This is a genomic window from Shinella sp. H4-D48 (assembly GCF_022637395.1).
GTDB classification, from domain to species: domain Bacteria; phylum Pseudomonadota; class Alphaproteobacteria; order Rhizobiales; family Rhizobiaceae; genus Shinella; species Shinella sedimenti.
Genome location: NZ_CP093337.1, coordinates 2,507,078 through 2,533,234 on the forward strand (window position 1 = coordinate 2,507,078; position 26,157 = coordinate 2,533,234).

At 64.6% G+C, this 26,157-nt stretch carries 23 protein-coding genes and 1 riboswitch; of the genes, 10 read left to right on the forward strand and 13 right to left on the reverse strand.

What is annotated here, in order from left to right; translation table 11 throughout:
• Window positions 1–106: 106 nt before the first annotated feature.
• A complete protein-coding gene (locus tag MNR02_RS12390) occupies window positions 107–883 on the reverse strand; it encodes a L,D-transpeptidase (protein WP_241597517.1) in 777 nt (258 codons plus the stop codon).
• A gap of 232 nt (window positions 884–1,115) precedes the next feature.
• Between MNR02_RS12390 and MNR02_RS12395 the strand changes: the two genes are divergently transcribed.
• The 3 genes from MNR02_RS12395 (at window position 1,116) to MNR02_RS12405 (ending at window position 5,903) form a co-directional block, all read left to right on the forward strand.
• The gene (locus MNR02_RS12395) at window positions 1,116–2,510 is read left to right on the forward strand and encodes a methylmalonyl-CoA mutase family protein (protein ID WP_241946993.1); all 1,395 of its coding nucleotides are present in this window, start codon (window positions 1,116–1,118) and stop codon (window positions 2,508–2,510) included.
• Window positions 2,511–2,547: 37 nt separating this feature from the next.
• Complete coding sequence (gene scpA, locus MNR02_RS12400) at window positions 2,548–4,680, forward strand: methylmalonyl-CoA mutase (RefSeq protein ID WP_241946994.1); 2,133 nt, start codon at window positions 2,548–2,550, stop codon at window positions 4,678–4,680.
• 263 nt (window positions 4,681–4,943) lie between these two features.
• Complete coding sequence (locus tag MNR02_RS12405; RefSeq protein ID WP_241946995.1) at window positions 4,944–5,903, forward strand: glutathione S-transferase family protein; 960 nt, start codon at window positions 4,944–4,946, stop codon at window positions 5,901–5,903.
• On the opposite strand, the gene MNR02_RS12410 is transcribed toward MNR02_RS12405, so the two are convergent.
• The 3 genes from MNR02_RS12410 to MNR02_RS12420 all read right to left on the reverse strand — a co-directional run bounded on the left by MNR02_RS12410 (window position 5,900) and on the right by MNR02_RS12420 (window position 11,132).
• Complete coding sequence (locus MNR02_RS12410; RefSeq protein WP_241946996.1) at window positions 5,900–7,537, reverse strand: cisplatin damage response ATP-dependent DNA ligase; 1,638 nt, start codon at window positions 7,535–7,537, stop codon at window positions 5,900–5,902. The two genes, MNR02_RS12405 and MNR02_RS12410, sit on opposite strands and share 4 nt — an antisense overlap.
• Window positions 7,538–7,766: 229 nt before the next feature.
• Entirely contained in the window at window positions 7,767–8,777 is a 1,011-nt protein-coding gene (locus MNR02_RS12415) for a ligase-associated DNA damage response exonuclease (protein WP_241946997.1), read from the reverse strand.
• 63 nt (window positions 8,778–8,840) lie between these two features.
• Complete coding sequence (locus MNR02_RS12420; protein ID WP_241946998.1) at window positions 8,841–11,132, reverse strand: bifunctional diguanylate cyclase/phosphodiesterase; 2,292 nt, start codon at window positions 11,130–11,132, stop codon at window positions 8,841–8,843.
• A 233-nt stretch (window positions 11,133–11,365) separates the two neighbouring features.
• On the opposite strand from MNR02_RS12420, the gene MNR02_RS12425 reads away from it, so the two are divergent.
• Window positions 11,366–12,736 (forward strand): TIGR03808 family TAT-translocated repetitive protein, encoded by a 1,371-nt coding sequence (locus tag MNR02_RS12425; protein ID WP_241946999.1) that lies wholly within the window; start codon window positions 11,366–11,368, stop codon window positions 12,734–12,736.
• A 100-nt stretch (window positions 12,737–12,836) separates the two neighbouring features.
• Here MNR02_RS12425 and MNR02_RS12430 read toward each other — a convergent pair whose 3' ends face one another.
• Window positions 12,837–13,322, reverse strand: coding sequence for a copper chaperone PCu(A)C (locus MNR02_RS12430; RefSeq protein ID WP_241947000.1), 486 nt, complete (start codon window positions 13,320–13,322; stop codon window positions 12,837–12,839).
• A gap of 141 nt (window positions 13,323–13,463) precedes the next feature.
• The gene (locus MNR02_RS12435; protein ID WP_241947001.1) at window positions 13,464–13,847 is read right to left on the reverse strand and encodes a hypothetical protein; all 384 of its coding nucleotides are present in this window, start codon (window positions 13,845–13,847) and stop codon (window positions 13,464–13,466) included.
• Between the two features lie 231 nt (window positions 13,848–14,078).
• Here MNR02_RS12435 and MNR02_RS12440 point away from each other — a divergent pair, with 231 nt between their 5' ends.
• On the forward strand, window positions 14,079–14,738 hold the full coding sequence (locus MNR02_RS12440) for a glutathione S-transferase family protein (RefSeq protein ID WP_241947002.1): 660 nt from the start codon (window positions 14,079–14,081) through the stop codon (window positions 14,736–14,738).
• On the opposite strand, the gene MNR02_RS12445 is transcribed toward MNR02_RS12440, so the two are convergent.
• A complete protein-coding gene (locus MNR02_RS12445) occupies window positions 14,698–15,639 on the reverse strand; it encodes a LysR substrate-binding domain-containing protein (RefSeq protein ID WP_241947003.1) in 942 nt (313 codons plus the stop codon). The two genes, MNR02_RS12440 and MNR02_RS12445, sit on opposite strands and share 41 nt — an antisense overlap.
• Window positions 15,640–15,742: 103 nt before the next feature.
• Between MNR02_RS12445 and MNR02_RS12450 the strand changes: the two genes are divergently transcribed.
• Window positions 15,743–15,937: a hypothetical protein gene (locus MNR02_RS12450; RefSeq protein ID WP_241947004.1), complete on the forward strand. Its 195-nt coding sequence runs from the start codon at window positions 15,743–15,745 to the stop codon at window positions 15,935–15,937.
• Window positions 15,938–16,000: 63 nt separating this feature from the next.
• Here the strand turns inward: MNR02_RS12450 and MNR02_RS12455 are convergent, their stop codons facing one another.
• Both MNR02_RS12455 and MNR02_RS12460 read right to left on the reverse strand, forming a co-directional pair.
• The gene (locus tag MNR02_RS12455; RefSeq protein WP_241947005.1) at window positions 16,001–16,396 is read right to left on the reverse strand and encodes a VOC family protein; all 396 of its coding nucleotides are present in this window, start codon (window positions 16,394–16,396) and stop codon (window positions 16,001–16,003) included.
• Between the two features lie 106 nt (window positions 16,397–16,502).
• Window positions 16,503–17,510: an asparaginase gene (locus MNR02_RS12460; RefSeq protein ID WP_241947006.1), complete on the reverse strand. Its 1,008-nt coding sequence runs from the start codon at window positions 17,508–17,510 to the stop codon at window positions 16,503–16,505.
• An 84-nt stretch (window positions 17,511–17,594) separates the two neighbouring features.
• On the opposite strand from MNR02_RS12460, the gene MNR02_RS12465 reads away from it, so the two are divergent.
• Both MNR02_RS12465 and MNR02_RS12470 read left to right on the forward strand, forming a co-directional pair.
• Window positions 17,595–18,332, forward strand: a complete 738-nt coding sequence (locus tag MNR02_RS12465; RefSeq protein ID WP_241947007.1) for a DUF3750 domain-containing protein — start codon at window positions 17,595–17,597, stop codon at window positions 18,330–18,332.
• 150 nt (window positions 18,333–18,482) lie between these two features.
• Window positions 18,483–19,460 carry a sensor domain-containing diguanylate cyclase gene (locus tag MNR02_RS12470; protein ID WP_241947008.1) on the forward strand — a complete coding sequence of 326 codons (978 nt, stop codon included), beginning with the start codon at window positions 18,483–18,485 and terminating at the stop codon, window positions 19,458–19,460.
• A 62-nt stretch (window positions 19,461–19,522) separates the two neighbouring features.
• Here the strand turns inward: MNR02_RS12470 and MNR02_RS12475 are convergent, their stop codons facing one another.
• The 4 genes from MNR02_RS12475 to MNR02_RS12490 all read right to left on the reverse strand — a co-directional run bounded on the left by MNR02_RS12475 (window position 19,523) and on the right by MNR02_RS12490 (window position 23,805).
• Window positions 19,523–20,521 (reverse strand): NAD(P)H-quinone oxidoreductase, encoded by a 999-nt coding sequence (locus MNR02_RS12475; protein ID WP_241947009.1) that lies wholly within the window; start codon window positions 20,519–20,521, stop codon window positions 19,523–19,525.
• A gap of 127 nt (window positions 20,522–20,648) precedes the next feature.
• Window positions 20,649–22,463 (reverse strand): bifunctional diguanylate cyclase/phosphodiesterase, encoded by a 1,815-nt coding sequence (locus tag MNR02_RS12480; RefSeq protein WP_241597580.1) that lies wholly within the window; start codon window positions 22,461–22,463, stop codon window positions 20,649–20,651.
• A gap of 191 nt (window positions 22,464–22,654) precedes the next feature.
• Window positions 22,655–23,038: a fluoride efflux transporter CrcB gene (gene crcB / locus MNR02_RS12485; RefSeq protein ID WP_241947010.1), complete on the reverse strand. Its 384-nt coding sequence runs from the start codon at window positions 23,036–23,038 to the stop codon at window positions 22,655–22,657.
• Window positions 23,039–23,111: 73 nt separating this feature from the next.
• Window positions 23,112–23,175: riboswitch (Fluoride riboswitch) on the reverse strand.
• 81 nt (window positions 23,176–23,256) lie between these two features.
• Entirely contained in the window at window positions 23,257–23,805 is a 549-nt protein-coding gene (locus MNR02_RS12490) for an HdeD family acid-resistance protein (protein ID WP_241597583.1), read from the reverse strand.
• A 149-nt stretch (window positions 23,806–23,954) separates the two neighbouring features.
• On the opposite strand from MNR02_RS12490, the gene betI reads away from it, so the two are divergent.
• Entirely contained in the window at window positions 23,955–24,590 is a 636-nt protein-coding gene (betI, locus tag MNR02_RS12495) for a transcriptional regulator BetI (RefSeq protein ID WP_241597585.1), read from the forward strand.
• A gap of 70 nt (window positions 24,591–24,660) precedes the next feature.
• On the forward strand, window positions 24,661–26,157 hold the full coding sequence (gene betC / locus MNR02_RS12500) for a choline-sulfatase (protein ID WP_241948874.1): 1,497 nt from the start codon (window positions 24,661–24,663) through the stop codon (window positions 26,155–26,157).

Genomic DNA, 26,157 nt, shown 5'->3' on the forward strand with positions numbered 1-26,157 from the left:
CAACGCTATCATTGCACATGAAGAGATGTCCGAACGTCCTGCCGCTCTCCCCACCTGTGGGTGAGATGTCCGGCAGGGCAGAGGGGGGCCCGACGGGCCCCATGCATCAGATCACGAGAATCGGTGCCTTGCCCTTCACGCGGTCGTAGAGGTCCATCACATCCTGGTTGAGCATGCGTACGCAACCGGATGAGACGGCCTTGCCGATAGACTTCCATTCCGGCGAGCCGTGCAGGCGGTAGAGCGTGTCCTGGCCGTTCTGGAAGATGTAGAGAGCGCGCGCGCCGAGCGGGTTGTTGAGGCCGCCGGCCATGCCGCCATTGGCGCCGGAATATTTCACCAGTTCCGGCTGGCGCTTGACCATTTCGTCCGGCGGCGTCCACTTCGGCCAGGCCTGCTTCCACTGGATGACGCCACGGCCCGACCAGGCAAAGCCCTGCCGGCCGATGCCCACACCGTAGCGCATGGCACGGCCATTGGCGAGGATCAGGTAGAGGAAGCGGTTGCCGGTATCGACGATGATCGTGCCCGGCCGCTCAGCGAAAGGGCTTTCCACCTCCTGACGGTAGAAGCGCGCATCGATCTGCTGGTAGGGCACGGCGGGCACCTGGAAGCCGCCGTCGTTCACCGGGCCGTATATCGCGGCATAGCGCGAGGAATCGGGCAGCAGGCCGGAGGGCGGCGTCTGGCCGTAGATGCTGATCGGTCCGCGGTTGTCGATATATTCCGGGCGTCCCTCGAGCGCGGGATTGCGGAAATAAGGCCGGGTCTGCTCGCGGAACTCGTCGGTGTTCATGGACGAGGTGCAGCCGGCAAGGCCGCTGGCCATGGCAAGGCCGGAAAACTGGAGAAAACGGCGACGGGAAAGCGCGGTATCGGTCATGGAAGGGTCGGTATCCGTTTGACGGAGGCGGGATGAGCGAAGGCTGAATCACTAATGAATGCAGGGCGAATTAGGTTCACAACCCTGCCCTAAATGTGGCAAATGCGGCTGGTGTCAGGCTTGCGCGCCACAATTCCGGCGGGGTGTCACCAATGCGTCACTCTACCAAAGTGGTCCTTTACGCTGTATCCCGGATGAATAGAAATGCCGCAACACGGGAGATGGCGACGGCATGGATGCGAGCATCTTGAGGACGGCGGGCTTTGCGCCCGTCGACGAGGCGGGCTGGAGGGCACTGGCGGAAAAGGCGCTGAAGGGCGCGGATTTCGACGCGACACTGCTGTCGCAGACTGACGATGGCATCGCCATCCAGCCGATCTACCCGCGCCGCGAAGGCGCGCCGCCGCTCGCCCACAGCCATGCCGCCACGCCCCACGCGGGCGACGCCTGGACCGTCAACCAGCGCCGCGACGACGCCGACACCGCCCGCGCCCGTGCGCAGATGGCCGACGACCTGGAGAACGGCGCGACGGGTATCGCCCTCGTCTTCATGGGCAGCGCCAGCGCCCATGGCGCGGGCATGGCCGCCGGCAGCGAGACCGCCTTCGCCCGGACGGCCGCCGCATGTGCCGCCGCCCCTTTTTCCCTGCGCCTCGAAGCCGATTTCCGCGACAATGCGCTCTCGGCGACGCTCGCCCACGCGCTGGACAAGGCGGGCGCCCGCAGGGCGCCGGTGCATTTCGGGCTCGATCCCTACAGTGCCGCACTTTCCGGCACTTCCAGTGAAGCAGGAGATTCCGCCGACCGCGCCAAGGAGTTGATCGGCTTTAATTTTTCGGGAACGGTTCTGAATGCCGACGGCCGACTTGCGCACAATGCCGGCGCGGGCGAAGCGCTGGAACTCGCCATCGTCGCGGCCGCGCTGGCGGAGAACCTGCGCCGCCTCGATGCCGCCGGCCTTGCACCGGAAACGGTGTTTGCCGCCACCGCGCTCTGTCTTGCGGCCGATCAGGACCAGTTCCTCACGACCGCGAAACTCCGCGCGGCGCGGCTCATCCATGCGCGCATGCAGGCGGCCTGTGGTGTTTCGGAACCGAAGCCCGCGCATATCCATGCCGAGACGAGCTGGCGCATGCTGACCCGGCTCGATCCGGAAACCAACATTCTGCGCAACACAATCGCCGTGTTTTCCGCCGGCACGGGCGGCGCCGACGAGATCACGGTGCTGCCGCACACGCTGGCGCTCGGCGTGCCCGATCCCTTCGCGCGGCGCATCGCGCGCAACACGCAGGTCGTGCTCATCACCGAAAGCCACCTCGCCCATGTCGCCGATCCCGCCGCGGGCGCGGGCGGCATCGAGGCGCTGACGGATGCGCTGGCGGAAAAGGCGTGGGCGGTGTTTGCGGATATCGAGAAGGCGGGTGGGCTATCGGCCGCGATTGCTTCGGGGAGGATCAAGGCCATGGTGGCGGCGGCGCGCGACGCACGACGTGGGCGGCCCATTGTCGGCACCACGCTGTTTGCGCTGAAGGAGGAGCGTCCGGCAACGGTGCTCGGGCCTCTGTCGGACACTACCACGCCAGGGCTTCGGCCCGTGTTGCTGGCAGACTGCGTGGAGGCGGCATGATGCGGATACGCTGCCCCCTTAAAGCAGGAGCCGCCGCATGAGCCGGATCCCGGACTTTTCATCCATCGCGTGGTCGAAGCCAACCACCCCCACGGCCGTTACCGGCGATGCCGCATGGCACACGCCGGAAGGCATCACCGTGGCGGGCGCCTATGGCGAGGCGGAGCTGGCGGGGCTTTCCTATCTCGATACCTGGCCGGGTGCCGCGCCCTATCTGCGCGGTCCCTACCCCACCATGTATGTCCAGCAGCCCTGGACGATCCGGCAGTATGCCGGTTTTTCCACGGCGGAGGAATCCAATGCCTTCTACCGCCGCAACCTCGCGGCCGGTCAGAAGGGCCTGTCCGTCGCCTTCGACCTCGCCACCCATCGCGGCTATGACAGCGACCATCCGCGCGTGGCGGGCGATGTCGGCATGGCGGGCGTGGCGATCGATTCCATTCTCGACATGCGCCAGCTCTTCGACGGCATCCCGCTTGATCAGATGAGCGTGTCCATGACCATGAACGGCGCGGTGCTGCCTATCATGGCGCTGTTCATCGTCGCGGCCGAGGAACAGGGCGTTTCCGAGGACAAGCTGTCCGGGACCATACAGAACGACATCCTCAAGGAGTTCATGGTCCGCAACACCTATATCTACCCGCCGCAGCCCTCGATGCGGATCATCTCCGACATCTTCGGCTATACCAGCCGGCGCATGCCGAAGTTCAACTCCATCTCGATTTCCGGCTACCACATGCAGGAAGCGGGCGCGACGGCGGACCTGGAACTGGCCTATACCATTGCCGACGGCATCGAATATGCCCGCGCCGGGGTGGCCGCAGGGCTCGACATCGACACCTTTGCCCCAAGACTTTCCTTCTTCTGGGCGATCGGCATGAACTTCTTCATGGAAGTCGCAAAGATGCGCGCCGCGCGCCTGATCTGGACCGCGCTGATGAAGAAGAATTTTGCGCCCAGAGACGCCCGGTCACTGGCGTTGCGCACCCATTGCCAGACATCCGGCTGGTCGCTGACCGCGCAGGACCCGATGAACAACGTGATGCGCACCATGGTCGAGGCGATGGCGGCCACGCAGGGGCATACGCAATCGCTGCACACCAACTCCTTCGACGAGGCGCTGGCGCTGCCCACCGACCATTCCGCCCGCATCGCCCGCAACACGCAGATCCTGCTGCAGAAGGAAAGCGGCACGACCCGTATCATCGATCCCTGGGGCGGCTCGGCCTATGTCGAGCGTCTCACGCATGACCTTGCCGCGCGCGCGCTCTCGCATATCGAGGAGGTGGAAGCGCTGGGCGGCATGGCGAAGGCCATCGAGAAGGGCATTCCGAAGCTGCGCATCGAGGAGGCCGCGGCCCGCACGCAGGCGCGCATCGATAGTGGCCAGCAGACCGTCGTCGGCGTCAACTTCTCCCGTCCCGAGCGCGATATCGAGGTCGACGTGCTCAAGGTCGACAATTCGGAGGTGCGGGCGCGCCAGCTCGCCAAGCTCCAGCAGCTCAAGGGCACGCGCGACACCGCGGCCGCCGAAAGCGCGCTCGATGCCCTGACGGACGTTGCGAAAAGCGGCGACGGCAACCTTCTGGAATTCGCGGTGAAGGCGGCGCGCGCCCGGGCGACGGTGGGCGAGATCGCGCTTGCGCTGGAAAAGGCATTCGGACGCCATGTCGCGGAAATCCGCACCATTTCCGGCGTTTACCGCAAGGAGATGGGCGCCAACGACTGCGCCTTCAACACGGCGGTCGACAAAGTTGCCGCCTTTGAAAAGCTGCGGCGTGAGAAGCCCGCCATCCTCGTTGCCAAGATGGGCCAGGACGGGCACGACCGCGGCCAGAAGGTGATCGCCACGGCCTTTGCCGATCTCGGCTTCAATGTCATCGTCGGCGCCATGTTCCAGACGCCCGAGGAAGTGGCGGAGCTCGCCATCCGTGAGGGCGCGCATATCGTGGGCGCCTCGTCGCTCGCCGCCGGGCATCTGACGCTGGTGCCGGAACTGAAGGCCGCCCTCGTCAAGCGCGGCGCGCGCGACATGCTGATCGCCGTCGGCGGCGTCATCCCGCCGCAGGATTTTGCCGCGCTGGAAGAGGCCGGCGCCGACGCCATCTTCCCGCCCGGCACCGTCATCGCGGACGCCGCCTCGGCGCTGATCGACCGGCTGATGGCTTGAGCATAGCACTCTCGGCTGGCGACGGCCTCTGCACAGACGATTGGCATGCCCGACACTTCGCCACCTCTCCTTCTCCCCTTGGGGTAGAGGTGGCGCACCGTTTTCGCGAAACGCTGTCGCCGAACACAAAGCAGAGGCAGGATAACCATCTCCACACCACGGCGCCTCCGCCTTGTGAACGCTGTGTCAATCGCTGCGCGAATTGCCGTTTCCGCGCGCGCGGGCTACGGCTGGAGGAGATGCAAGGGACATGAGGTGACGCGATGCTCGTCAATGGCAAGTGGACGGAAGACTGGCAGCCGGTTCAGGCGACGGACGCCAAGGGCGGTTTTGTGCGGCAGGTTTCGAGCTTCCGCAACTGGGTGACACCCGATGGCAGCGCCGGGCCGACCGGCGAAGGCGGCTTTGCCGCCGAAAAGGGCCGCTATCAGCTCTATGTCGCCTATATCTGCCCCTGGGCCTCACGCACGCTGATCGCGCGCAAGCTGAAGAAGCTCGACGACGTGATCTCCATCTCCGTCGTCCAGCCGGCACTCTCCGACCAGGGCTGGCAATTCGGCGACTACCCGGGCTCCAACCGCGACGACCTGAACGGCGCGACCTACCTGCACGAACTCTATACGCGCGCCGCCCCGACCTTCACCGGCCGCGCGACAGTGCCTGTGCTGTGGGACAAGGAGAAGAAGACCATCGTCAACAATGAGTCCGCCGATATCGTGCGCATGCTCAATAACGGCTTCGGCCGACTTGCCGATGAAAGCGTCGACCTCTATCCCGAGCCGCTTCGCGCCGAAATCGATGCCCTCAACGAACGCATCTATCCCGTGCTTAACAACGGCGTCTACCGTGCCGGCTTCGCCACGACCCAGGTTGCCTACGAGGAAGCCTATCAGGGCGTCTTCGCCATGCTGGACGAGCTGGAAGCCCGCCTTTCCGACGACCGCGCCTTCCTGACCGGCGCGACCTTCACCGAAGCCGACATTCGCCTCTTCGTCACGCTCATCCGCTTCGACGCGGCTTATTTCGGTCTCTTCAAGTGCAACCGCCAGCGTATGGCCGACTACAACGTGCTCTCGGCCTATACGAAACGCATGCTCGACCTGCCGGGCGTGCGTGAGACGGTTAATATCGACCACATCAAGCAGGGCTACTACTCGATCAAATCGCTCAACCCCAACCGCATCGTCCCGCTCGGGCCGGACCTTTCGGCGCTGGGACTCTAAATGTCGGCAACCCCCTCCCGCGCATCGATCATCGCCATCAGCGTTTCCAGCCGGTCTGCATCGGCGGGCAGCTTGTCCTGCCTGAGGCGGGCGATGCGGGGGAAGCGCATGGCGACGCCGGATTTGTGGCGGTTCGAGCGGTTGATGCCTTCGAAGGCCACTTCCAGCACGAAGCCGTGGGCGGGGTCGGCGCGCACGGCGCGGACGGGACCGAAACGCTCGGTCGTGTTGTTGCGCACGAAGCGGTCGAGCACTTCGAGTTCGGCGTCGGTGAAGCCGAAATAGGCTTTCCCCACCGGCACCAGCACGTCGCCGTCGGGCCCCTCCGTCCAGACGCCGAAGGTGAAATCCGAATAGTAGCTCGAGCGTTTGCCATGGCCGCGCTGGGCATACATCATGACGGCATCGATGTTGAACGGATCGCGCTTCCACTTGAACCACGGGCCTTTCATGCGGCCGGCCTGGTAGGGACTGTCGAGGCGCTTGATCATCACACCCTCGATGACCGGATCGGGCGGGTCGCGGCGGATGGCCTCCAGTTCTTCCCATGTCGCGAAGGGCACCAGCGGCGAGAGGTCAAAGCGGTCGTGCGGGGTCTTGTCGATGAGGCCGGCAAGCCGCTTCCGGCGTTCGGTGAAGGCAGTCGGGCGAACATCGACCTCGCCTTCGAACAGAACGTCATAGGCGCGCACAAATGCCGGGTAGTCCTCCAGCATCTTCGTGTTGACCGTCTTGCGGTTCAGCCGCTGCTGGAGATCGGAGAAGGTGCGCGTGGGGCTGTTCATGCGCGCCGTGCCGCCGACCAGGAGTTCGCCGTCCACCACGCCTTCGAAATTCATGGCGTCGAGCACGTCCGGAAAGGCAGCGGAGATGTCGTCGCCGGAGCGGGAATAGAGCCGGCGCGTCGATCCGGACGACGACATCTGCACGCGGATGCCGTCCCATTTCCATTCGGCGGCGAAATCGGCGGGGTCGAGATTGACGAGATCGCCGTCCCCCACCGGATTGGCGAGCATGACGGAATGGAAGATCGCCGGCGTGGCCAGAACCGGGCGTTCCGCCCTGCCCTCCAGCCAGGCGAACAACGGCTCATAGGGCGGCTCCAGTCCGTGCCACAGCGTCTCGATCTCGGTCACGTCCATGCCGGAAAACTCGGCGAGCGCCTGTTTGGCGAGACGCGCCGAGACGCCGATGCGCAGGGCGCCGGTGGCGAGCTTCAGGAAGGCGAAACGGCCGGAGGGATCGAGCCGGTCGAGCAGATCGCGCACAGCGCCACGCACCTCCGTGCGGCCGAGCGCGTTCATGCGGGTCACGACGGCGCTCAGGCTGGGCTCGACCTCATCGGGCACGCGCTCCTTGCGCTCCTGGTCCCAGACCAGCGCGATGGTTTCGGCGAGGTCACCGACATAGTCGTAGGAATAGCGAAACAGCACCGCGTCCATGCGCTCGAGCACCAGTTCGCGCAGCAGCGCCGGCTTGACGCTCTTCAGGTCCAGCGTGCCGGCGATGGCGGCAAGGCCATAGCCCCGGTCAGGATCCGGCGTATCGCGGAAGTAATCGGCCAGCAGCTTCAGCTTGCCGTTGCGCGACGGGGTGAGGACGAGGCGGTCGAGAAGGGTGGAGAAGGCCTTCATGGGGTTCCCCTTCCGAGGAACCGGCGGATGCAATCTACCCCCCTCTGGCCTGCCGGCCATCTCCCCCACAAGGGGGGAGATTTGCTGGGAGCACCGCTATCGCTCCATGTCAATCGCCCGCTTTGGGCGAGGCGTGGCAACAACCCGATCTCCCCCCTTGTGGGGGAGATAGCCGGCAGGGCAGAGGGGGGTGAGCCGCACCCGGGCGGCTGAATTCGAGCCGCCATCATCAATCCCCCTCGTCCTCATAGCCCACCAGATGCAGCGGCCGTGCCGGCAGGCCGGCGAGTTCGCACCAGCGCACCAGCGCCTCCTCTCGGCCGTGGGTGACCCACACCTCCTGCGGGGCGAGTTCGCGGATCGTCTCGGTCAGTTCGGGCCAGTCGCAGTGGTCTGAGATGACGAGGGGCAGCTCGACGCCGCCCTGTTTGGCGCGCTGGCGCACCATCATCCAGCCGGAGGCGAAGGCGATGAGCGGTTCGTTGAAGCGGCGCGCCCATCGGTCGGCGAAGGCCGAGGGCGGGCCGACGATGACGGCGCCGCGGAAATCGGTCTTGTCGCCCTTCTCGACGGTCGCGGGGCGCAGGTCGCCGAGATCGATGCCGCGGCTGACATAGTAGTCGCACAGCCTGGCAAGCGAGCCATGGATATAGACCGGCGCATCGTAGCCGCAGTCGCGCAGCAGGCGGATGACGCGCTGCGACTTGCCGAGCGAATAGGCGCCGACAAGATGGCTGCGCTCGGGAAACTGCCGGAGCGAGGTGATGAGCTTGCCCATCTCGGCCTTCGGGTCGGGATGGTGGAAGACCGGCAGGCCAAAGGTCGCCTCGGTAATGAAGATATTGCAGGGCACCGGCTCGTAGGCCGCGCAGGTGGGATCGACCCCGCGCTTGTAATCACCCGACGCGACGATGCGCAGGCCGGCCTTCTCCACGGCGATCTGGGCCGAGCCCAGCACATGGCCGGCGGGATGGAAGGAAACCGTGACGCCGTTGACCTCGATGCGCTCGCCGAAGGCGGCGGACTGACGGGTGCCGCAAAAATCCGCTCCGTAGCGGATTTCCATGATGTCGAGCGTTTCCTGCGTGGCGAGCACGGCGCCGTGGCCGGCACGGGCATGGTCCGAATGGCCATGGGTGACCAGCGCGCGCGCCACCGGCCGGACGGGGTCGATATAGAAATCGCCAGCGGGGCAATAGAGGCCGGCGGGGGCCGGACGGAGGAGCTGATCGGGCTTCATGCCTGGTAACGTTGGCGCCGCCACGACAATGTCAAGGGGCGGTCGCCGCTATGCCGGTCCGCATCAGCAGTGCGGTAGGCAGAGAAGGGCCTGAAGGGCCATCGCATCGATGGGACGGCTGATATAATAGCCCTGGATCTCGTCGCAGCCCGCCGCACGCAGGAAGTCCAGTTGCTCGCGCGTTTCCACGCCTTCGGCGATGACGCGCAGTTGCAGCAAGTGCCCGAGCGAGATGACGGCCGTGGCGATCGCGGCATCGTCGCTATCGCCCGGCAGGTCCTTCACGAAGGAGCGGTCGATCTTGAGGCGACCGACGGGAAAGCGCTTGAGCGAACTGAGGCTGGAATAACCCGTGCCGAAATCGTCGATGGCCAGATGCACGCCGAGCTGTTCCAGCCGGTGCATGGTTTCCACCGCCTGCTGCACATCCTCCATGATGAGGCTCTCGGTGAGTTCCAGTTCGAGGTAGCGCGCCTCCAGACCGCTTTCCTCAAGGGCTGCCGCCACGCGCTCGACCCAGTCGCGTTCCTGGAACTGGCGGGCGGAAACGTTGACGCTGACGACGATGGGCGGCAGGCCGGAGAGCTGCCAGGCCTTGTTCTGCCGGCAGGCAGTGCGAAGCGTCCAGTCGCCGATGGGGCCGATGAGGCCGGTTTCCTCGGCAAGGGGGATGAACTCGCCCGGCGAGACGATGCCGCGCTCGGGGTGACGCCAGCGGATCAGCGCCTCGACGGCGAAGATACGGCCGGTCACGAGGTCCATCTGCGGCTGGTACTGGAGGAAGAACTCGGTCTGGGTGAGAGCGCGGCGCAGCTCCTCCTGCCGCTCAAGCTTCTCGTGGGCGCGCGCGGCAAGCTCGAAGGTGAAGACCTGCACCGCGTCGCGGCCGATCTCCTTGGCGCGATACATGGCCATGTCGGCGCGCGCCAGAAGCTCGCTGACATTGCGGCCGTGTTCCGGATAGACGGCCACGCCCATGCTGCATGTCACCTGGAACGAACGGCCGTCGATCTCGACGGGCTCGGCGACGGCCTCGCGCACGGAGCGCAGCCGGTCTTCGACCGCCTCGCCCCGGCGCATCGCGCCGCTAATGAGGATGACGAACTCGTCGCCGCCGAGGCGCACGATGCTGTCGCTTGCGCGAATGCATCCCTGCATGCGCGCAGCGACGATCTTGAGGAGTTCATCGCCCGCGTGGTGCCCGAGGCTGTCATTGACCAGCTTGAAGTTATCAAGGTCGATGAAGGCCAGCGTCATGGATCCGCCGCGATCGTCGGCCGCCTCGATGGCGGAGGCCACGCGCTCGTCCAGCATGCTGCGGTTCGGCAGGCCGGTCAGCGTGTCGTGGTGCGCCATGTACTGGATGCTGTCTTCGGCTTCCTTGCGCTCGATGGCGATGCCGGCGATGTGGGTCGCCATGCCGACGAGTTTCGTGCACTCGGCCGACGGCTCCCCGATTTCGCGGTTATAGAGTGCAAAAGTGCCGAGCACCCTGCCCTGATAGGACCGGATGGGCCAGGACCAGCAAGCGCGAAACCCGATGCCCAGCGCGAGATCCTTGAAGCCCGCCCAGAGCGGATCGGTCGCGATATCGGAGACAATAACCGGCTCGCCGCGCCACATGGCGGTTCCACAGGAGCCCACGACCGGGCCGATCTCCAGACCTTCGATCAGCTTGCAATAGCCCCGGTCGAGGTTGGGGGCAGCTCCGTTGACGATATGCCGGCCATCCGGCGAAAGCCGCAGGATCGATCCGGTGACGTCGGGCACATGACGCTCGATCAGAAGGATAAGAGCGGAGAAGACATCGGTCAGCGACTCGCCGAGCGCGATCATCTTGAGAAGATCCGCCTGACCGCGATGCAGGCTTTCCGCCAGCTTGCGCTCGGTAATATCGCGTGCCGTGCCGACGATGCCGATCACCTCGCCACTGCCGTTGCGCACCGGCAGCTTGGAGGAGAGCATCCATTTCAGGTTGCCGGCGGCATCGCGGATCTGCTCCTCCATGTCCAGCATGGGGCGACCGGTGCGGATGATCTCCTGCTCGGTGTTGAAGAAATGGCGGGCGGTGGCTTCGGGGTGGAGCTCAAAATCGGTCAGGCCGACCAGAGTGTCACGCGCGTTGTCGCTGGTAATCGCGCGGTTGGCGACGACGAAGCGACAAGACAGGTCCTTGAAATAGAGATAGTCCGGCACCTCGTCGATCATGGCTTCGAGCCAGACGGTGCGCTCGCTCTGCGCTGCCGCCAGCGGAAACAGCCGGGCCGCCTCGGCCATCAGGCGTTCGCTGGCCGACATCAGCCGGGCTGTCGCGTCGGCTTCGTCCTTGCCAAGGTGAGACAGTTGCGTCGACATGAACCCTTGCATTCCCGAACGCGAGGATGCGCGCTGCAACGGCCTCCTCTCACACAACCGGAAAACCCTACACCCCAACTCGTTAGTCAATCCTGAACGAAACCAGCGAAATGCCGCCCTCTCGGCGTATTTCGAGCAGAACAACAACCCAGGCTGGCGGGAAAACCACCTGTGCCGTTTCGAGACAAAACCATCTGGCACGCTTCCTGCAATATAGGGCCAAAGGAGCTGTGATGGTTACCAGAAGGTCATTTCTGTCGGGTCTGGCGCTGGGCGCCGCTGGCGCCGCCACCGGCGCGCAGGCGCAGACGCAGCGCATGCCTATTTTCGATGTGGACCTGAGAGGCAGCATCGATGCGGCTGCGCACGGCGTGCGCTCCGGGGCGGGCGACCGCAAGAGCAAGGCCTTCGCCAAGCTGCTGAAGGACGCCGCGGCGAAGAACATGCCGGTCTTCCTGCCGCCCGGCGACTATGTGATCTCCAACCTGACGCTGCCCGACAACACGCGGCTGACCGGCGTGCCCGGTGCGACCCGCATTGTCTATGGCGGCGACGGCCACCTCTTCGCCGCCGATGGCGCCGCACGCATCGAGCTTGCCAATCTCGTCATCGACGGGGCGAACCGCTGGCTGGACGACAGCGTGCAGGGTTTGCTCAATTTCTCCGCCGTCGCTGATGTCACCATCGAGAATTGCGAAATCCAGGGCTCGGCCAAGAGCGCGATCTACATGGAGCGCTCCGGCGGGCGCATCGAACGCAGCCGGATTTCCGGCGCGGCAGAGCACGCGATCTACGCAATCGACAGCCAGACGCTTTCGGTGACGGGCAACCACGTCTTCGACTGCGGCAATGGCGGCATCCTGATCCACCGCTGGCAGACCGGCCGCGACGGCAGCATCGTCTCGGGCAATCGCATCGCCCGCATATCCGCCACGCGCGGCGGCACCGGGCAATATGGCAACGGGATCAACATCTTCCGCGCCGACGACGTGATGATTACCAACAACCATGTCTCCGGCTGCGCCTTCTCGGCGATCCGCGCCAATGCGGGTTCGAACGTGCAGATATCGGGCAATACCTGCCTCGATAGCGGCGAGACGGCGATCTATTCGGAATTCGGCTTCACGGGCGCCATCGTCAACGGCAACCTGATCGACGGCGCGGCCAACGGCATTCTCATCGTCAATTTCAACGAGGGCGGGCGGCTCGCTACCGTCACCGGAAACGTCGTGCGCAACCTGAAGCTCGACGGCCCCTATCTGCATGACGGTGCGGGCTTCGGCTTCGGCATCGCGGTGGAGGCCGATACGGTGCTGTCGGGAAATACCGTGGAAAACGCGCCGAAATGGGGGTTGGTACTCGGCTGGGGGCCTTATATGCGCGGCCTCGTCGTGAACGGAAACCTGGTGCGCAACAGCCCCGTCGGCTGCGCCGTGACCGTGGTGGAAGGCGCGGGCTCTGCGCTCATCTCCGGCAACATTTTCGAGGAAACCCAAACGGCCGCCATTGCCGGCTTCCGCTGGAACGAGCGCACGACGGACGACCTTGCGACGGCCGGCAGCGCCTATCCGCACCTCACGATCGAACGGAACAGGACGGGCTGAGCCCGTCTTCGATTGCGTCTCTTCTTCTGCCCGAACGGAGAGACGCATGGACGAGGGGGCAGCATCCGGGCCGCTCCCTCGTCCGCTTTCATATTGCAACTCAGCCGCCGTGGTTGTGCCCTTCGCCCGCGCCCGAACCGGGCTTTGCCGCTTCCACCTTGAAGTCGACATCGACCGCACCGGCCTTCTCGAAGTTCAGCGTCGCCTTGAAGCTATCGCCCTCCTTAAAGGGGCGCTTGATGCTCATGAACATCACATGCAGGCCGCCGGACTTGAGCGCGACGGTGGCGCCAGCCGGGATCTCGATACCGTCCGTCAGCTGGCGCATCTTCATCACGTCGTTCTCGACAGCCATTTCGTGCAGCTGCACGTCATCAGACACATCAGGCGCGGTGATGGAGACGAGGCGGTCGGCCTCGCCACCCTTGTTGGTGACGGTCAGGAAGCCGCCGCCGACGGGCTGGCCGGGCAGCGTTGCCTTGGAGGCCGGATGATGGATCTCCAGATCGCCCAGCTTGTAATCATGGGCGAATGCGACGCCTGCCGAGAGTGCGAGGGCGGCGACGGTTGCGAGGATGCGTTTCATGACGGTGTCCTTTGTGGTTCAGGATCGGAATTGGAGGCCCGCAACGGCGGCCATGACGGCAGTCGACACAGTGCGGGTAAGGAAGGCCTGTCAGGCCGGTTTCAGGCGCGCGACGGCGCAAGCCGGCACACGGGCAGAAGATCAGGCGGACAGGAAGGGTGGTGCGCGCGGCGGCGCGCCGGGGCGATCACGCCTGGAATGCAGCGACTCGGTCACGAGGGGACGATCGGCGACGACGCGATAGGCCAGCGCCATGCCGGCAAGATCGGCCGGCTGCGGCATCAGCATCGCGCCACCGATGCGGCAGGCCTCGCATTTGACGGGACCGGTGTGCTTGGCCTTGCCATCCACCGTGTTGCCGATGCACAGGTCGGCCATGCTGCCATCCGGCAGGACATAGTCGGCAAGCTCGAGGATAGTGGGCTGGCCGACTGCCGCCGGCTGATGGGCGAAACCGACGAACAGCAGGGCGACTGCGCAAAGAATGCGCAGGCAAACAGCCCAGCGTGTCATGCGTCCCGTCATCGTTCGTCTCCATCCGCGACAGCGGATCCTTCGGCCTTAACCTCGTGTCGGAGCAAGGTCAATGCGACAAAGCGGGCAGCCATCACGACAATTCATGGGACGATCAGGCCAGCACGCTACTTCGGCGCGCGCCCCTCGCCTATGGTGCGGCAGGATCGATATCGCCGTTTCAGCCCGGCGGCGAACTGAACTCTTTGCTCTCGTGCAAACCAACCCTACCCAGGAGTGTCCATGCTTACCATCTACGGCGTCTATCGCTCCCGCGCCTCGCGCAACTACTGGCTGGCCGGCGAACTCGGACTGCCCTTCGTGTCCGTCCCCGTCGTGCAGGCGCGGCGTGTCGCAGACCCGCTTTCGGCGGATGCGCCGCTCAACACCCAGTCGCCGGACTTTCTTGCCGTCAATCCGACCGGGCTCGTCCCCTGCATCGACGACGGCGGTTTCGTCATGACGGAATCACTCGCCATCAACCTCTATCTCGCCCGCAAGCACGGCGGTCCGCTCTCCGGCCAGACCGCGACCGAGGAGGCCGAGATGCTGCAATGGACGATGTGGGCCGCCACGGAAGTCGAGCCGCATGCGGTGAAGATCGTGCTGGCCTTCGATACCGGCGCGCAGGACAGCGAGGAAGGCCGCAGCGTCATCGCCAAGGCTTCGCAAGCGCTGGCGCGTGGCTTCCAGCGACTCGACCAGCATCTTGCCGCAACGGGCCATGTCGTCGGCGACCGTTTCACGGTGGCCGACCTCAACCTTGCGGAGGTCTTCCGCTATGCGATGGGCCAGCCGGCGCTGTTCGACGCCGCGCCGAATGTGAAGGCATGGCTTGCGCGCTGCCAGTCGCGGCCGGCCTTCAAGGCGATGATGGAGACGCGGAGCGGCGAGCTGGAATAACGGCACCGGCAAAGCCATCCTCATCCTCGGCCATGGCGGCGCGCAGCCATTGCTTGAAGACCGCGACCTTGCGCAGCTCGGGCACGCCCGGGGCCGTCACGAAATAGTAGCCCATGCCGGTTTCCACCCGGATGGGGAATGGCGCGACCAGCCGCCCTTCGCGCAGCGCCCAGGAGGCGAGGACCGGAAAGGCGAGCAGCACCCCCTGCCCGGCCATGGCAGCATCGAGGCACAGCGAGGCATCGGAAAACACGTGCCGCGCCCGGGGCGGCGGCACGCCAAGGCCCGCGGCCTCCAGCCAGCGCTCCCACGTGAAGGCCTCGTTGCCATCGACGACTGCCGGTTGCTCCGAGAGATCCTTCGGCGTCCTGATCTTTTCCGCCAGCGCCGGCGCGCAGACCGGAAACAGCACCTGCGGCAGGAAATATTCCGCCTTCACATCCGGCCAGCCGCCCGGCCCGACGCGAATGCACAGATCGACATCGGAACGGGCGAGATCAACCAGCATGGTCGTCGCCTCGATGCGCAGGCTGATATCGGGGTGCAGCGCGGCGAAGCGGTCGATACGGTGGATGAGCCAGCGCGAAGCGAAGATCGGCGCAACGGAAATGGTCAGGATGGCATCGTCGCTGCGCCGTGTGGTGGCGACCGCCTCGGACAGCTGGCGAAAGCCCGCCGACAGCGTCGCAAGAAACGGCCCGCCGAACGCCGTCTCGCGCAGCCCGCGCGCGGTGCGGTCGAAGATCGGGCGGCCCAGTTGCTCCTCTGCCCTGATGACCTGCTGGCTGACGGCGCCCACCGTGACGCCAAGCTCGTCGGCCGCCGCCTGAAGCGAGCCGAGCCGGCCCACGGCTTCAAGGGCGCGCAGGCCGTTCAGATGCACCTGGTTGAGATTCTTCATATAGATTTTCTATAATCTTCTCACGAACTACTCGATTGCGATCTCGATACTTCAGCGCGATTATCAGCCATCACCAATAGTAACGCATAGAAGGGAGAATTCAATGTTCAAGATTTTCTCCAGGCTGACAGAAATGTTCAGGACGCAAACCGACGGGTCGGACGCGCCGATCTGGGCGCGCGACCCACTGTCCCATCCCGATATCAGCGCGATGGACGGCCGCGCCTTGGGCGACCTGCCCTTTGGCCTGTTTCGTCCGCGCGACGTGGCGGAGGGCTGCGGCAGACGCCCCGCCTGACACGCGGATATGCAAAGGCCTGCGTCGTTTCCAGCGCAGGCCTCGTGCTTTCGACAGGCGGGCTCAGCCGCCGGTCTGGTCCATATACATGATCTCCCAGACATTGCCGCTGATATCCTGGAAGGAGCAGCCGTACATTGGACCAAACTCCATGTTCGGTTTCCATTCGCGGCCGCCGGCGGCGAGCGCCTTGGCCTTGAAATCATCGACCTCCTGCCGGCTGCTGGCCGAAAGGCAGGTCAGGACCTGAGTCTGCTGTTCGGGATCGCCGACCTTGCCGGTCACGAACTGGGCGAACTTCTCCTCCGTCAGGTGCATGACGTAGATGTTCTCGTCCACGACCATGCAGACGGCCGTGTCGTCGCTGTACTGTTCGTTGAAGGAAAAGCCGAGCGCGCCGAAGAAACGGCGCGTGGCGGCCAGATCCTTGACGGGCAGGTTGACGAAGATCATGCGCATGGATGCCCTCCTTGTTCGTTGCGCGGCGGGGCGCGATCACCCCGTCATGCCACAAGGACGTAACGGCCCATGCCTTGCCGACAAGCCGCGCTGAAAAAATCAGCGGTCAGGCGACCAGCGCATCCGTCACGCGAATATCGCCGACATGGATACGGTTCCAGTTCGACATCGAGCGATTGGCCTGCGCCATCAGCGCGGCGTGGATATCGGGCTCTTCCGTGAAGAAGCGGGCGAGCGTGGCGGCGACCATGCTTTCGGCGGCGCGCGTCGTGCCGTCTTCGCATTTGAGCGCAATCGCGATGCCCTGTTCGGGAATGGCGGCGCAGAATACGCCCTCGGCGCCCGTCTTGGCGAAGATGCGGCCGGGCGCGGTTTCCATGAGGCGCGTGCAGGCGCGGCCGGTCCCGGCGACGAAGAACGGCTCGGCCATGCAGGCCTCGATCAGCCGGCGCGAGGCCTTCGCGCGCTCGGGCGCAAGGCCCGCGCCCGTCGCCATCTTCGCGAAGCCGTGTGCGAGGCTCTTCAGCGGCACGGCATAGGTGGGAATGGAGCAGCCGTCGACGCCGCAATTGTCGATGGCGAGTGCCGCGCCGGTCAGGCTTTCCATGACGCCGCGGATTTCGGCCTGCACCGGATGCTCGTAGCGCACATAGCCCTCGAGATCCTTGCCGGTGTGGCAGGCGGCGCAGACGAAGCCGGCATGCTTGCCGGAGCAATTGTTGTGCAGGGCGCTCGGACGATCGAGCAGGCGCGCCTGGTTGATCAGGACGGGCTGCTCGAAAGACCAGTGCGCGCCGCATTCCAGCACGCTTTCATCCACGCCGGCCGCCGCCAGCATCGTGCCGGCAAGCCTCGCATGGGCCGCCTCGCCGTTATGCGAAGAGCAGGCCAGCGCCAGTTCCTGATTGCCGAAGGCATGGGCATCGGCCGCACCGCTCTCGATGAGAGGCAGCGCCTGCATGGCCTTGCAGGCCGAGCGCGGGAAAACACCGGCCTCGACATCGCCCTGCGAAAACACCACCTTACCATCGCCGTCGACCACGACGACCATGCCGCGATGGCGGCTTTCGACAAGATTGCCGCGCGTGACTTCGACAAGGACGGGGTTTGCCATGATGATGCCCTCAAATTTCCGGTTTCCGGTGCGGTATTATCCGAAAACACGGTTTCGCACACGCGATTTTCGGAGACGCCCCGCATGAAACTTCTGAGGAACGTCCTTGTCCTCTTCCTGGTCATCTATCTCATGCCGGCGCTGGCCTCGGCGGGCTACTGGTACATCAAGGACCGGCCGCACAGCTGGCGCGAGGCCAGCTGGAAGTCCGCGGGCATCCTGCCGGCCGCGAAGGACACCGCGCAGGCGACGATCCACATCTTCTCCGCCGCGACGGGCGGCATGAAGGGCGCGGTCGCCAGCCATGCCTGGATCGTCACCAAGGAGGCGAATGCGGCAAGCTACAACCGTTATGACAAGGTCGGCTGGGGCACGCCCGTACGCAAGAACGGCTATGCGCCGGACGCCTACTGGTACTCCAACACGCCGCGCGTGGTGGTGTCCGTCAGCGGCGACGAGGCGGCACGGCTGATCCCGAAGATCGAGAAGGCCATTGCCGACTATCCCTATGCGACGCCCGGCGCCTACCGCATCTGGCCGGGGCCGAATTCCAACACCTTCGTTGCGCATGTGCTGCGTTCCGTGCCGGAACTCGGCGTGGTGCTGCCGCCGGACGCTGTGGGGCGCGACTACCTGCCCGAGGGCAAGCTGTTCGCGCTCGACCCCGACGGCAAGGACGTGCATGCCACGCTCTATGGGCTTCTCGGCGTTTCCGCCGGCCTGCGTAGCGGCCTGGAACTGCACATCATGGGCCTTGTCGCGGGCGTCGACCTGATGCGCCCGGCCATCAAGATCCCCGCCATCGGCCGCATCGGAATCTGAGCGGAGTGCCGTGCCAGAACGGGCCACAAAGAGTCTAAATTTATAGCGTATTAACGACAAACGCGGGGCGCAATCACGACATTGCTCGCCTCTGAGGCAAAGCGCCCCTATCTTCATCGACAGGCGGCGATTCTGTCGCTGGAGGAAAAAATGAGCGAAAACATCCCGCAAGGATGGATCGAGCATGGCGGCGAGACACCGTTGGAGACGATTCTTCCGCCGGCGCTTTTACGCGACAGCGCAACCACAGGCCTCATTCTCTCCGGGCTCGAGGCCTCCGGCGTCGCCTTTGCACTGTTTTCGCCGGATGACGAACTGTCCTACGGATCGACCGCTTTCAAGCTGCTCTTCGACGTGCAGCCCGACGCGCGTACCTTCGCCGATATCATGCGCCACTGTTATTTGGAGCGTGTAGGCCCCAAGATGGATGCGCCGATCGAGGACTTTCTGGCGATGGCGCGCACAAAGCGGCGCAGCAGCCCGCAGCGTGTGTTCGAAATCGAGACCAGCGATGAGCGCTGGCTTCAGGCGGACGAGACGCTGCTTCCGGGCGGCTGGCTGTGGCATGTCTTTACGGATATCACGCTTCTGAAATCGCACGAGCAGGTGCTTCAGCGCGCGCATGAAGCGGCGAGGCACGCGGCGGACACGGACCAGCTGACCGGCCTCTTCAACCGTCGGGCGGCCATGGAACGGGTGGATGCAGCCATGCAGCATGCCTTCAACAATTGCACGCCGCTGTCGCTCGCGCTCATCGATCTCGATCATTTCAAATCGATCAACGATCGCTACGGCCATGCCCGCGGCGACGATGTGCTGCGCCATTTCGCGGCCACCGGAAGGCAGCATCTGCGCGGCGGCGACATGCTCGCGCGCGTGGGCGGAGAGGAATTCCTCGTGCTGATGCCCGACACCAGCCTCAGCGAGGCGACGGCCGCGATGGAGCGGCTGCGCCGCCACCTGCCGCGCGAGGAGCCGCAGCCCGGCCTTGATTGCACCTATACGATGTCAGCGGGCGTCGCCGAATATTGCGGCAACGCTGCCGACGATCTGTTCGAGCGCGCCGACCGGGCGCTTTACCGCGCAAAGCATCTCGGCCGCGACCGCATCGAGCGGGCCGAGTCCTAGCATATTTCCCACATCGTCCAACGCCGAAGCGATTCCGCTTCGGCTCGACATGCTCTGGTTTATCAGAAGGTCAGCACGATCTTGCCGATGTGATCGCCCTCTTCCATCATCCGGTGCGCGTCCGCAACCTTGTCGAACGGCATGACGGCATGGATGACGGGGGCGACGCGCCCGGCCTCCAGAAGCGGCCAAGCCGTGGCCAGAAGGGCATCGCGGATGTCCTGTTTTTCCGCCGCCCTGCGCGGGCGCATGGCCGAGCCCGTGACATGCAGGCGGCGCGTCATGATGGGAACGAGATTGACTTTTTCCGCCACGGCGCCGCCGAGGAAGGCGATCATCGAAAGACGGCCGTCACGGGCGAGGGATTTCAGATTCCGCTCGAAATAGGCGGCGCCGATCATGTCGAGAATGACGTCGACCCCGGCCTTGCCCGTCTCCTGCGCGATGACCGCGACAAAATCCTCCTCCCGGTAATTAATGGCGCGGCTGGCGCCCAGGCCAAGACAGGCCTCGCACTTTTCCGCCGACCCGGCCGTCGTGAACACGCGCGCGCCCAGCGCGGATGCAAGCTGGATCGCCGTCGTTCCGATGCCGCTGGAGCCGCCGTGGATGAGAACGCTCTCGCCTTCCTTCAGCCCGGCCATCATGAAGAGGTTCGCCCAGACGGTGAAAAAGGTCTCCGGCAGCGCCGCCGCCTTCACCGCATCATAGCCTTTCGGAAACGGCAGGGCCTGGCCGGCCGGCACCGTGCAATATTGCGCGTAGCCGCCGCCATTGGCGAGCGCGCAGACCATGTCACCCGGCGCGTAGCCCTTCACGTCCTTGCCGACTTCCACGACCTCGCCGGCGATCTCCAGCCCGAGGATGGGGCTGGCATCCGGCGGCGGCGGATATTCGCCCTTGCGCTGGAGAACGTCCGGGCGGTTGATGCCGGCCGCCGCGACGCGCACGAGGATTTCACCATCCTTCGGCTGCGGCACGGGGCCTTCCGTCACGACCATGGCCTCCGGTCCGCCAAAGCCGTTCAGGCCGACATGGAGCATGGAACTTGGATGGGGCATGGAAACCTCCCGGTCGTTTGCGCTGTCTGTCTTGTTGCAGCGATTCTAGCCGAAAGCGTGAATCCTTTGAATCGCTTGCTCCGGTTTGCGAATGTTTTCGCGGAGCTTCAGGAAGGCTCCGGCAACCTCAAAGCGCGGCCGGCGGCTCACCATGGGCTGATGTCGACGCCAGGACAAGTCCTGCCTCGCTGCCCTTGGCATCGGCCTTCAGCGTCGCGATCAGACTGCTGATCTGTCCGGCATCACTGATGATCTCGCCCTCCGGCACAACAAGCACGACGGCCGAGCAGCGCATGAGCGGGAAACGCGCCGCCTGCCCCGCGCGGTCATGGCCGCGAATTTCACCGGCCAGCTGATCCTCCGGCGAATAGCACAGGCGCACTTCGCGGCTGAAATCAGCGAGCAGGCGCTCCAGGATCACGCGGACATCCGCAACGGGCCGGCCGGAAACGCCGGCGAAGAAATCATCGCCGCCGACATGGCCGATGAAGGCATCGTCGCCGACGAATTCACGGCGCAGCAGCGAGGCGAAGAGGGAGAGCGCCGTATCGCCCTTGTGGAAGCCGTAGTGATCGTTGAACGGCTTGAAATTGTCGAAATCGAAATAGCACAGGCAGCGCAGCTGGTCGCCGTCGAGCGCCTTGTCCTGCAGGTAATCGCGGATCGAGCGGTTGCCGGGCAGGCCGGTCAGCGGGTTCTGGTCTTCGGCCGTCTTCAGGCGCTTCTCGTTGATAATCTTGAGCAGCGACGATGCCGAAAGGATGCCGGCATAGCGCATGCGCTCGGTCAGGATGACGCATTCGTTGCCGCCCATGCCGGTGAACACGTCGAGCAGCTGTTCTGCCGGCGTATCGAGATCGGCAATGGGTGCTGTCGTGACGAAGTGCGAGAGGCCCTTCTGGTAGAGCTTGTTCTTCAGGAGATCGCGGCCGAAGGGATGATAGCTCAGCTCCTTCACATGATATTCGTGCAGGATGCCACGCGGCTCGTCATTGGCATTCAGCACCGGGAAGAAGGTGCGCTTGGGATCGCGCCGGAAGCACTCGAAGACGGATTCCAGGCTTTCGTTTTCGCGCAGCACCGCGACCTGCTCGATCTCGCGGCGGATGAGGATGCTGTCGAGCGTGCGGGAATTGCGGCGGATGCCGCCGGCGCGATCGACCTGCGGATAGACCGGGCTCAGCGCCGAGAAGTCCGTGACCGGCCGCGAGATGAACCAGCCCTGCACGAGGTCGCAGCCAGCGTCACGGCAGGCGATGAACTCCGCTTCCGTCTCCACGCCTTCAGCAATGACACGGGTGCCCAGCACATGGGCGGCGTTGACGGTGTGGCGCACGAGGTGGCGCTTGCGTGCATCGGCCTCCATGCCGGAAATGAAATGCCGGTCGATCTTGAGATAATCGACAGGGTGATCGCACAAGAGCTTCAGGCCATTATGGCCGACACCGAAATCGTCGATGGCGAGCTTGAAGCCGGCAAGGCGCAGCTTGCGCACCAGAAGCGCGAAGTCCGGCAGCGTATCGTTGTCGAAGCGTTCGGAGATTTCAAAGCAGATCGAGGACGCCGGAATGCCGGCGCGCTGGAGATGGCCGGCGAGGCGATCGACCAGGACCGATCCCTCGGACACGAGGCGGGAATCGAGATTGATGAACAGCGTGCGCGCGCGAAAATCCGGCAGTGCCGCGAAAGCGGCAATCGCCCGGCTGTTGACCATGTGCTCCAGCGCCATGAGCTGGCCGGCGTCGTGCGCCCGGTCGATGAGATCGAGCGGCGACTGGAAGCCGAGGCGGTCGAAACCGCGCATGAGGGATTCGTAACCGAAGACCGAGCCGGTCGCGGCTTCGACGATCGGCTGAAATGCCGTTTCGATCACCAGCTTGGCAAGGGTGACGATCTCACCATCGCCGAAGCGACGAAGGGCTAGCAATTCGGCGGCGGACATTCGGAAACTCCGGAGCATCGATTTTGCCGGAAGTGTCCATCCACATCTCTGAAAAAAGCGTTTCGCCAGTGTGACGGTTTGATGAAACTTCAACGACTACAATAAGTTGAAGAAGAATATTCTTATTTAGCCAGCTTTGCGCCGCAACGCCCCTGAAAGCGCGGCATGGCGACGTTCAGGCTTGTGGTGTCTTAAACGCCCGCGAGAAAAGCGCGCGAAAGCGCAAGCCCGGCCGCGACGGCGAGCAGGGAAAAAATGACTGACGACAGCACGTAAAGAACGGCTAGGCCCATATCGCCGCGCTCCCACAGCAGGGCGGCATCGAGCGAAAAGGCGGAGAAGGTGGTGAAGCCGCCGAGAATGCCCGTTGTCAGGAACAGCCTGGCTTCCTGCGGCAGATGCCCCCGGAACGCGAAGAAACCGGCGATCAGGCCCATCAGCAGGCAACCGAGCACGTTGATGACCAGCGTGCCGGCCGGAAAGGCCGTGCCGACCAGCCGCGCGGCCAGCACATTGACGCCATGACGGCTCGCGCCGCCGATGCCCGCGCCGAGAAAGACGATTAGATAGTTCATGCGTGCTGCCTCACGGGTAGGCTGTTTCGACATCCGGACAATAGGAACCGCCCTCCGACGGCCATCGCTGGACGGTCCGGCAGGCGCGATCAGCCGCTCGACGGCGGTTGTCGGGCAACGCCATCCCCATCCCACGCAGGAATTTCTAGGCTGTGTCACCTCGGCCTGTCAAACGCCGCCCGGCGCGCCATTCCGGGCGGTGGGTGGCCGTCGGACGCCTATTTGCGCAGCGCGAGACCGAAGGCGATGAGCGCCCAGCCCTGCATGGCGAGGTCGAATGCGAGGAACAGGCCGAGCAGCCAGAGGCTGTTGACCGGCCAGCCGAGGAAGAACACGATGCCGGCCAGCGCCGTGACGATACCGCCGGCCAGGAGCCAGCCCCAGCCGCTTTCCGGCCGTACGCGAAACGCCGCGAAGATGCGGAAGAGGCCCGCGACCAGCAGTGCCGATGCCATCAGCAGCGTCAGCACCGCCGATGTCAGGATGGGATTGACGAAGGCGAGCACACCGGCGGCAAGATAGAGCAGCGCGCTGAGCGCCCAGGCGATCGTCTCGCGCCACGCCTTTACCTGGAATGCATGGGCCAGATGCACCGCGCCGCCGACGATCATCAGCATGCCGACATAATAGACCGAGGCGACGGTGGCGATGAAGAGATTGGCCGCGGCGATCCCGCCGAAAACGAGCAGGACGACGCCAAGGGCGACGAACCAGCCCCATTTCGCACGCACTTCGGAGAGGGGGTTCATTCCAGGGGAGAGGACCATGATGCACCTCGAAAAACAGATGAGAACGCGCCTGACCCTAACACGAAAAACCGGCGCGTCACGACATCTGATTGCGGACGGAAAGCCAAACTTTTTTATTGATTGATCGATCAATTAAAAATATTCTTGATGAAAGTCAGGAGACCGTCATGCCCAAAGTCGGAATGGAGCCTTTGCGCCGCAAGGCGCTGGTGGACGCCACGTTGAGGGCTGTCGGCGACCATGGCTCGCTCACCGTCAGCATGTCGGAAATCGCCCGTCATGCCGGTGTCTCGCCAGCGCTTGCCCATCACTATTTCGGCTCCAAGGAACAGCTGGTCATCGAGACGATCCGCAGCCTTTTGCGCACCTTGCGCGAGGATGCCGTGGCGGCGCTCCGGCAGGCTGCCACGCCGCGCGACAGGGTTTCGGCTGTTGTCCGCGTCAATTTCCAGGCGCACCAGTTCGCGCCGGAGACGGTGGCGGCGTGGCTTGCCTTCTATACCGAGGCGCATCGGTCGGAAGAGGTGCGGCGCCTTCTCGTCGTCTATGCGCGGCGGCTGAATTCCAACCTGCTGTCGAGCCTGAAGCGCCTTTGCGCGCCCCAGGAGGCCGCCGCCATCGCCGATGGCGCGGCGGCGATGATCGATGGCCTTTATCTTCGGCAGGGCCTTCGCTCCGCACCCGTCAGCATCGAATCCTCCATCGCGCTGACGGAGAGTTACGTGGACGCACAGCTTGCCTCTGTCGCGGGTGCTGCCTCCGCCGACGCGGGCAAACGCGCACCCGTCACACAGCCGCGATAGACATTCGAGACCAACGTTTCATTCACGCAAGGACCTGTCCGTGACCGCCAAGCCGAATATCCTGATCATCATGGTCGACCAGCTCAACGGGACACTATTCCCGGACGGTCCGGCGGACTGGCTGCATGCGCCGCACATGAAGGCGCTTGCCGCACGCTCGGCGCGGTTTCGCAACAACTACACCTCCTCGCCGCTTTGTGCCCCTGCCCGCGCCTCCTTCATGGCCGGCCAGCTGCCGAGCCGCACGCAGGTCTATGACAATGCGGCCGAATACATCTCCTCGATCCCGACCTTCGCACATCACCTGCGCCGCGCCGGCTATTACACGGCACTGTCGGGCAAGATGCACTTCGTCGGGCCGGACCAGCTGCACGGTTTCGAGGAGCGGCTGACGACGGATATCTATCCGGCCGATTTCGGCTGGACGCCGGACTACCGCAAGCCGGGCGAGCGCATCGACTGGTGGTATCACAATATGGGGTCGGTGACGGGCGCCGGCGTCGCCGAGATCACCAACCAGATGGAATATGACGACGAGGTCGCCTTCCTCGCCAACCAGAAGCTCTATCAGCTCTCGCGCGAGAACGACGACGAGGCGCGGCGCCCCTGGTGCCTCACCGTTTCCTTCACCCATCCGCACGATCCCTATGTGGCGCGCAAGAAATTCTGGGACCTCTACGAGGACTGCGAACACCTCCTGCCCGAGGTCGGCATGCTGGAGGAACAGGATCCGCATTCGGCCCGCATCCTGCATTCCTGCGACTACGCCAAGTTCGCCATCACGGGCGAGCATGTTCGCCGCTCGCGCCAGGCCTATTTCGCCAACATCTCCTATCTCGACGAAAAGGTCGGCGAACTCGTCGATACGCTGACGCGCACGCGCATGCTGGACCGCACCCTGATCCTGTTCTGCTCGGACCATGGCGACATGCTGGGCGAGCGCGGCCTGTGGTTCAAGATGAACTTCTTCGAGGGCTCGGCCCGCGTGCCTTTGATGATATCAGGTCCCGGCGTGGCGCCCGGCCTGCATCTTGCCCCCTCCTCGAATCTCGACGTGACGCCGACGCTCTGCGACCTCGCCGGTATTTCCATGGACGCGGTGATGCCGTGGACGGATGGCGAGAGCCTGCTGCCTGTCATCAACGGCGCGGAGCGCACGACGCCCGTGCTGATGGAATATGCCGCCGAAGCCTCCTATGCGCCCATCGTCGGCATCCGCGAGGGCAAGTGGAAATACATTCATTGCGAGCTCGATCCCGAGCAGCTCTACGATCTGGAAGCCGATCCGCACGAACTCAACAATCTCGCGGCATCAGAGGACAGCGTCGTCAAGGCGACGCTCGACGCCTTCCGGCAGATGCGCGAGGCGCGCTGGGACATGGCCGCCTTCGACGCGGCCGTGCGCGAAAGCCAGGCGCGGCGCTGGGTGGTCTATGAGGCGCTGCGCAACGGCAGCTATTATCCATGGGATCACCAGCCGCTGCAAAAGGCATCCGAACGCTATATGCGCAACCACATGAACCTCGACAATCTCGAGGAATCCAAACGCTACCCGCGGGGAGAATGA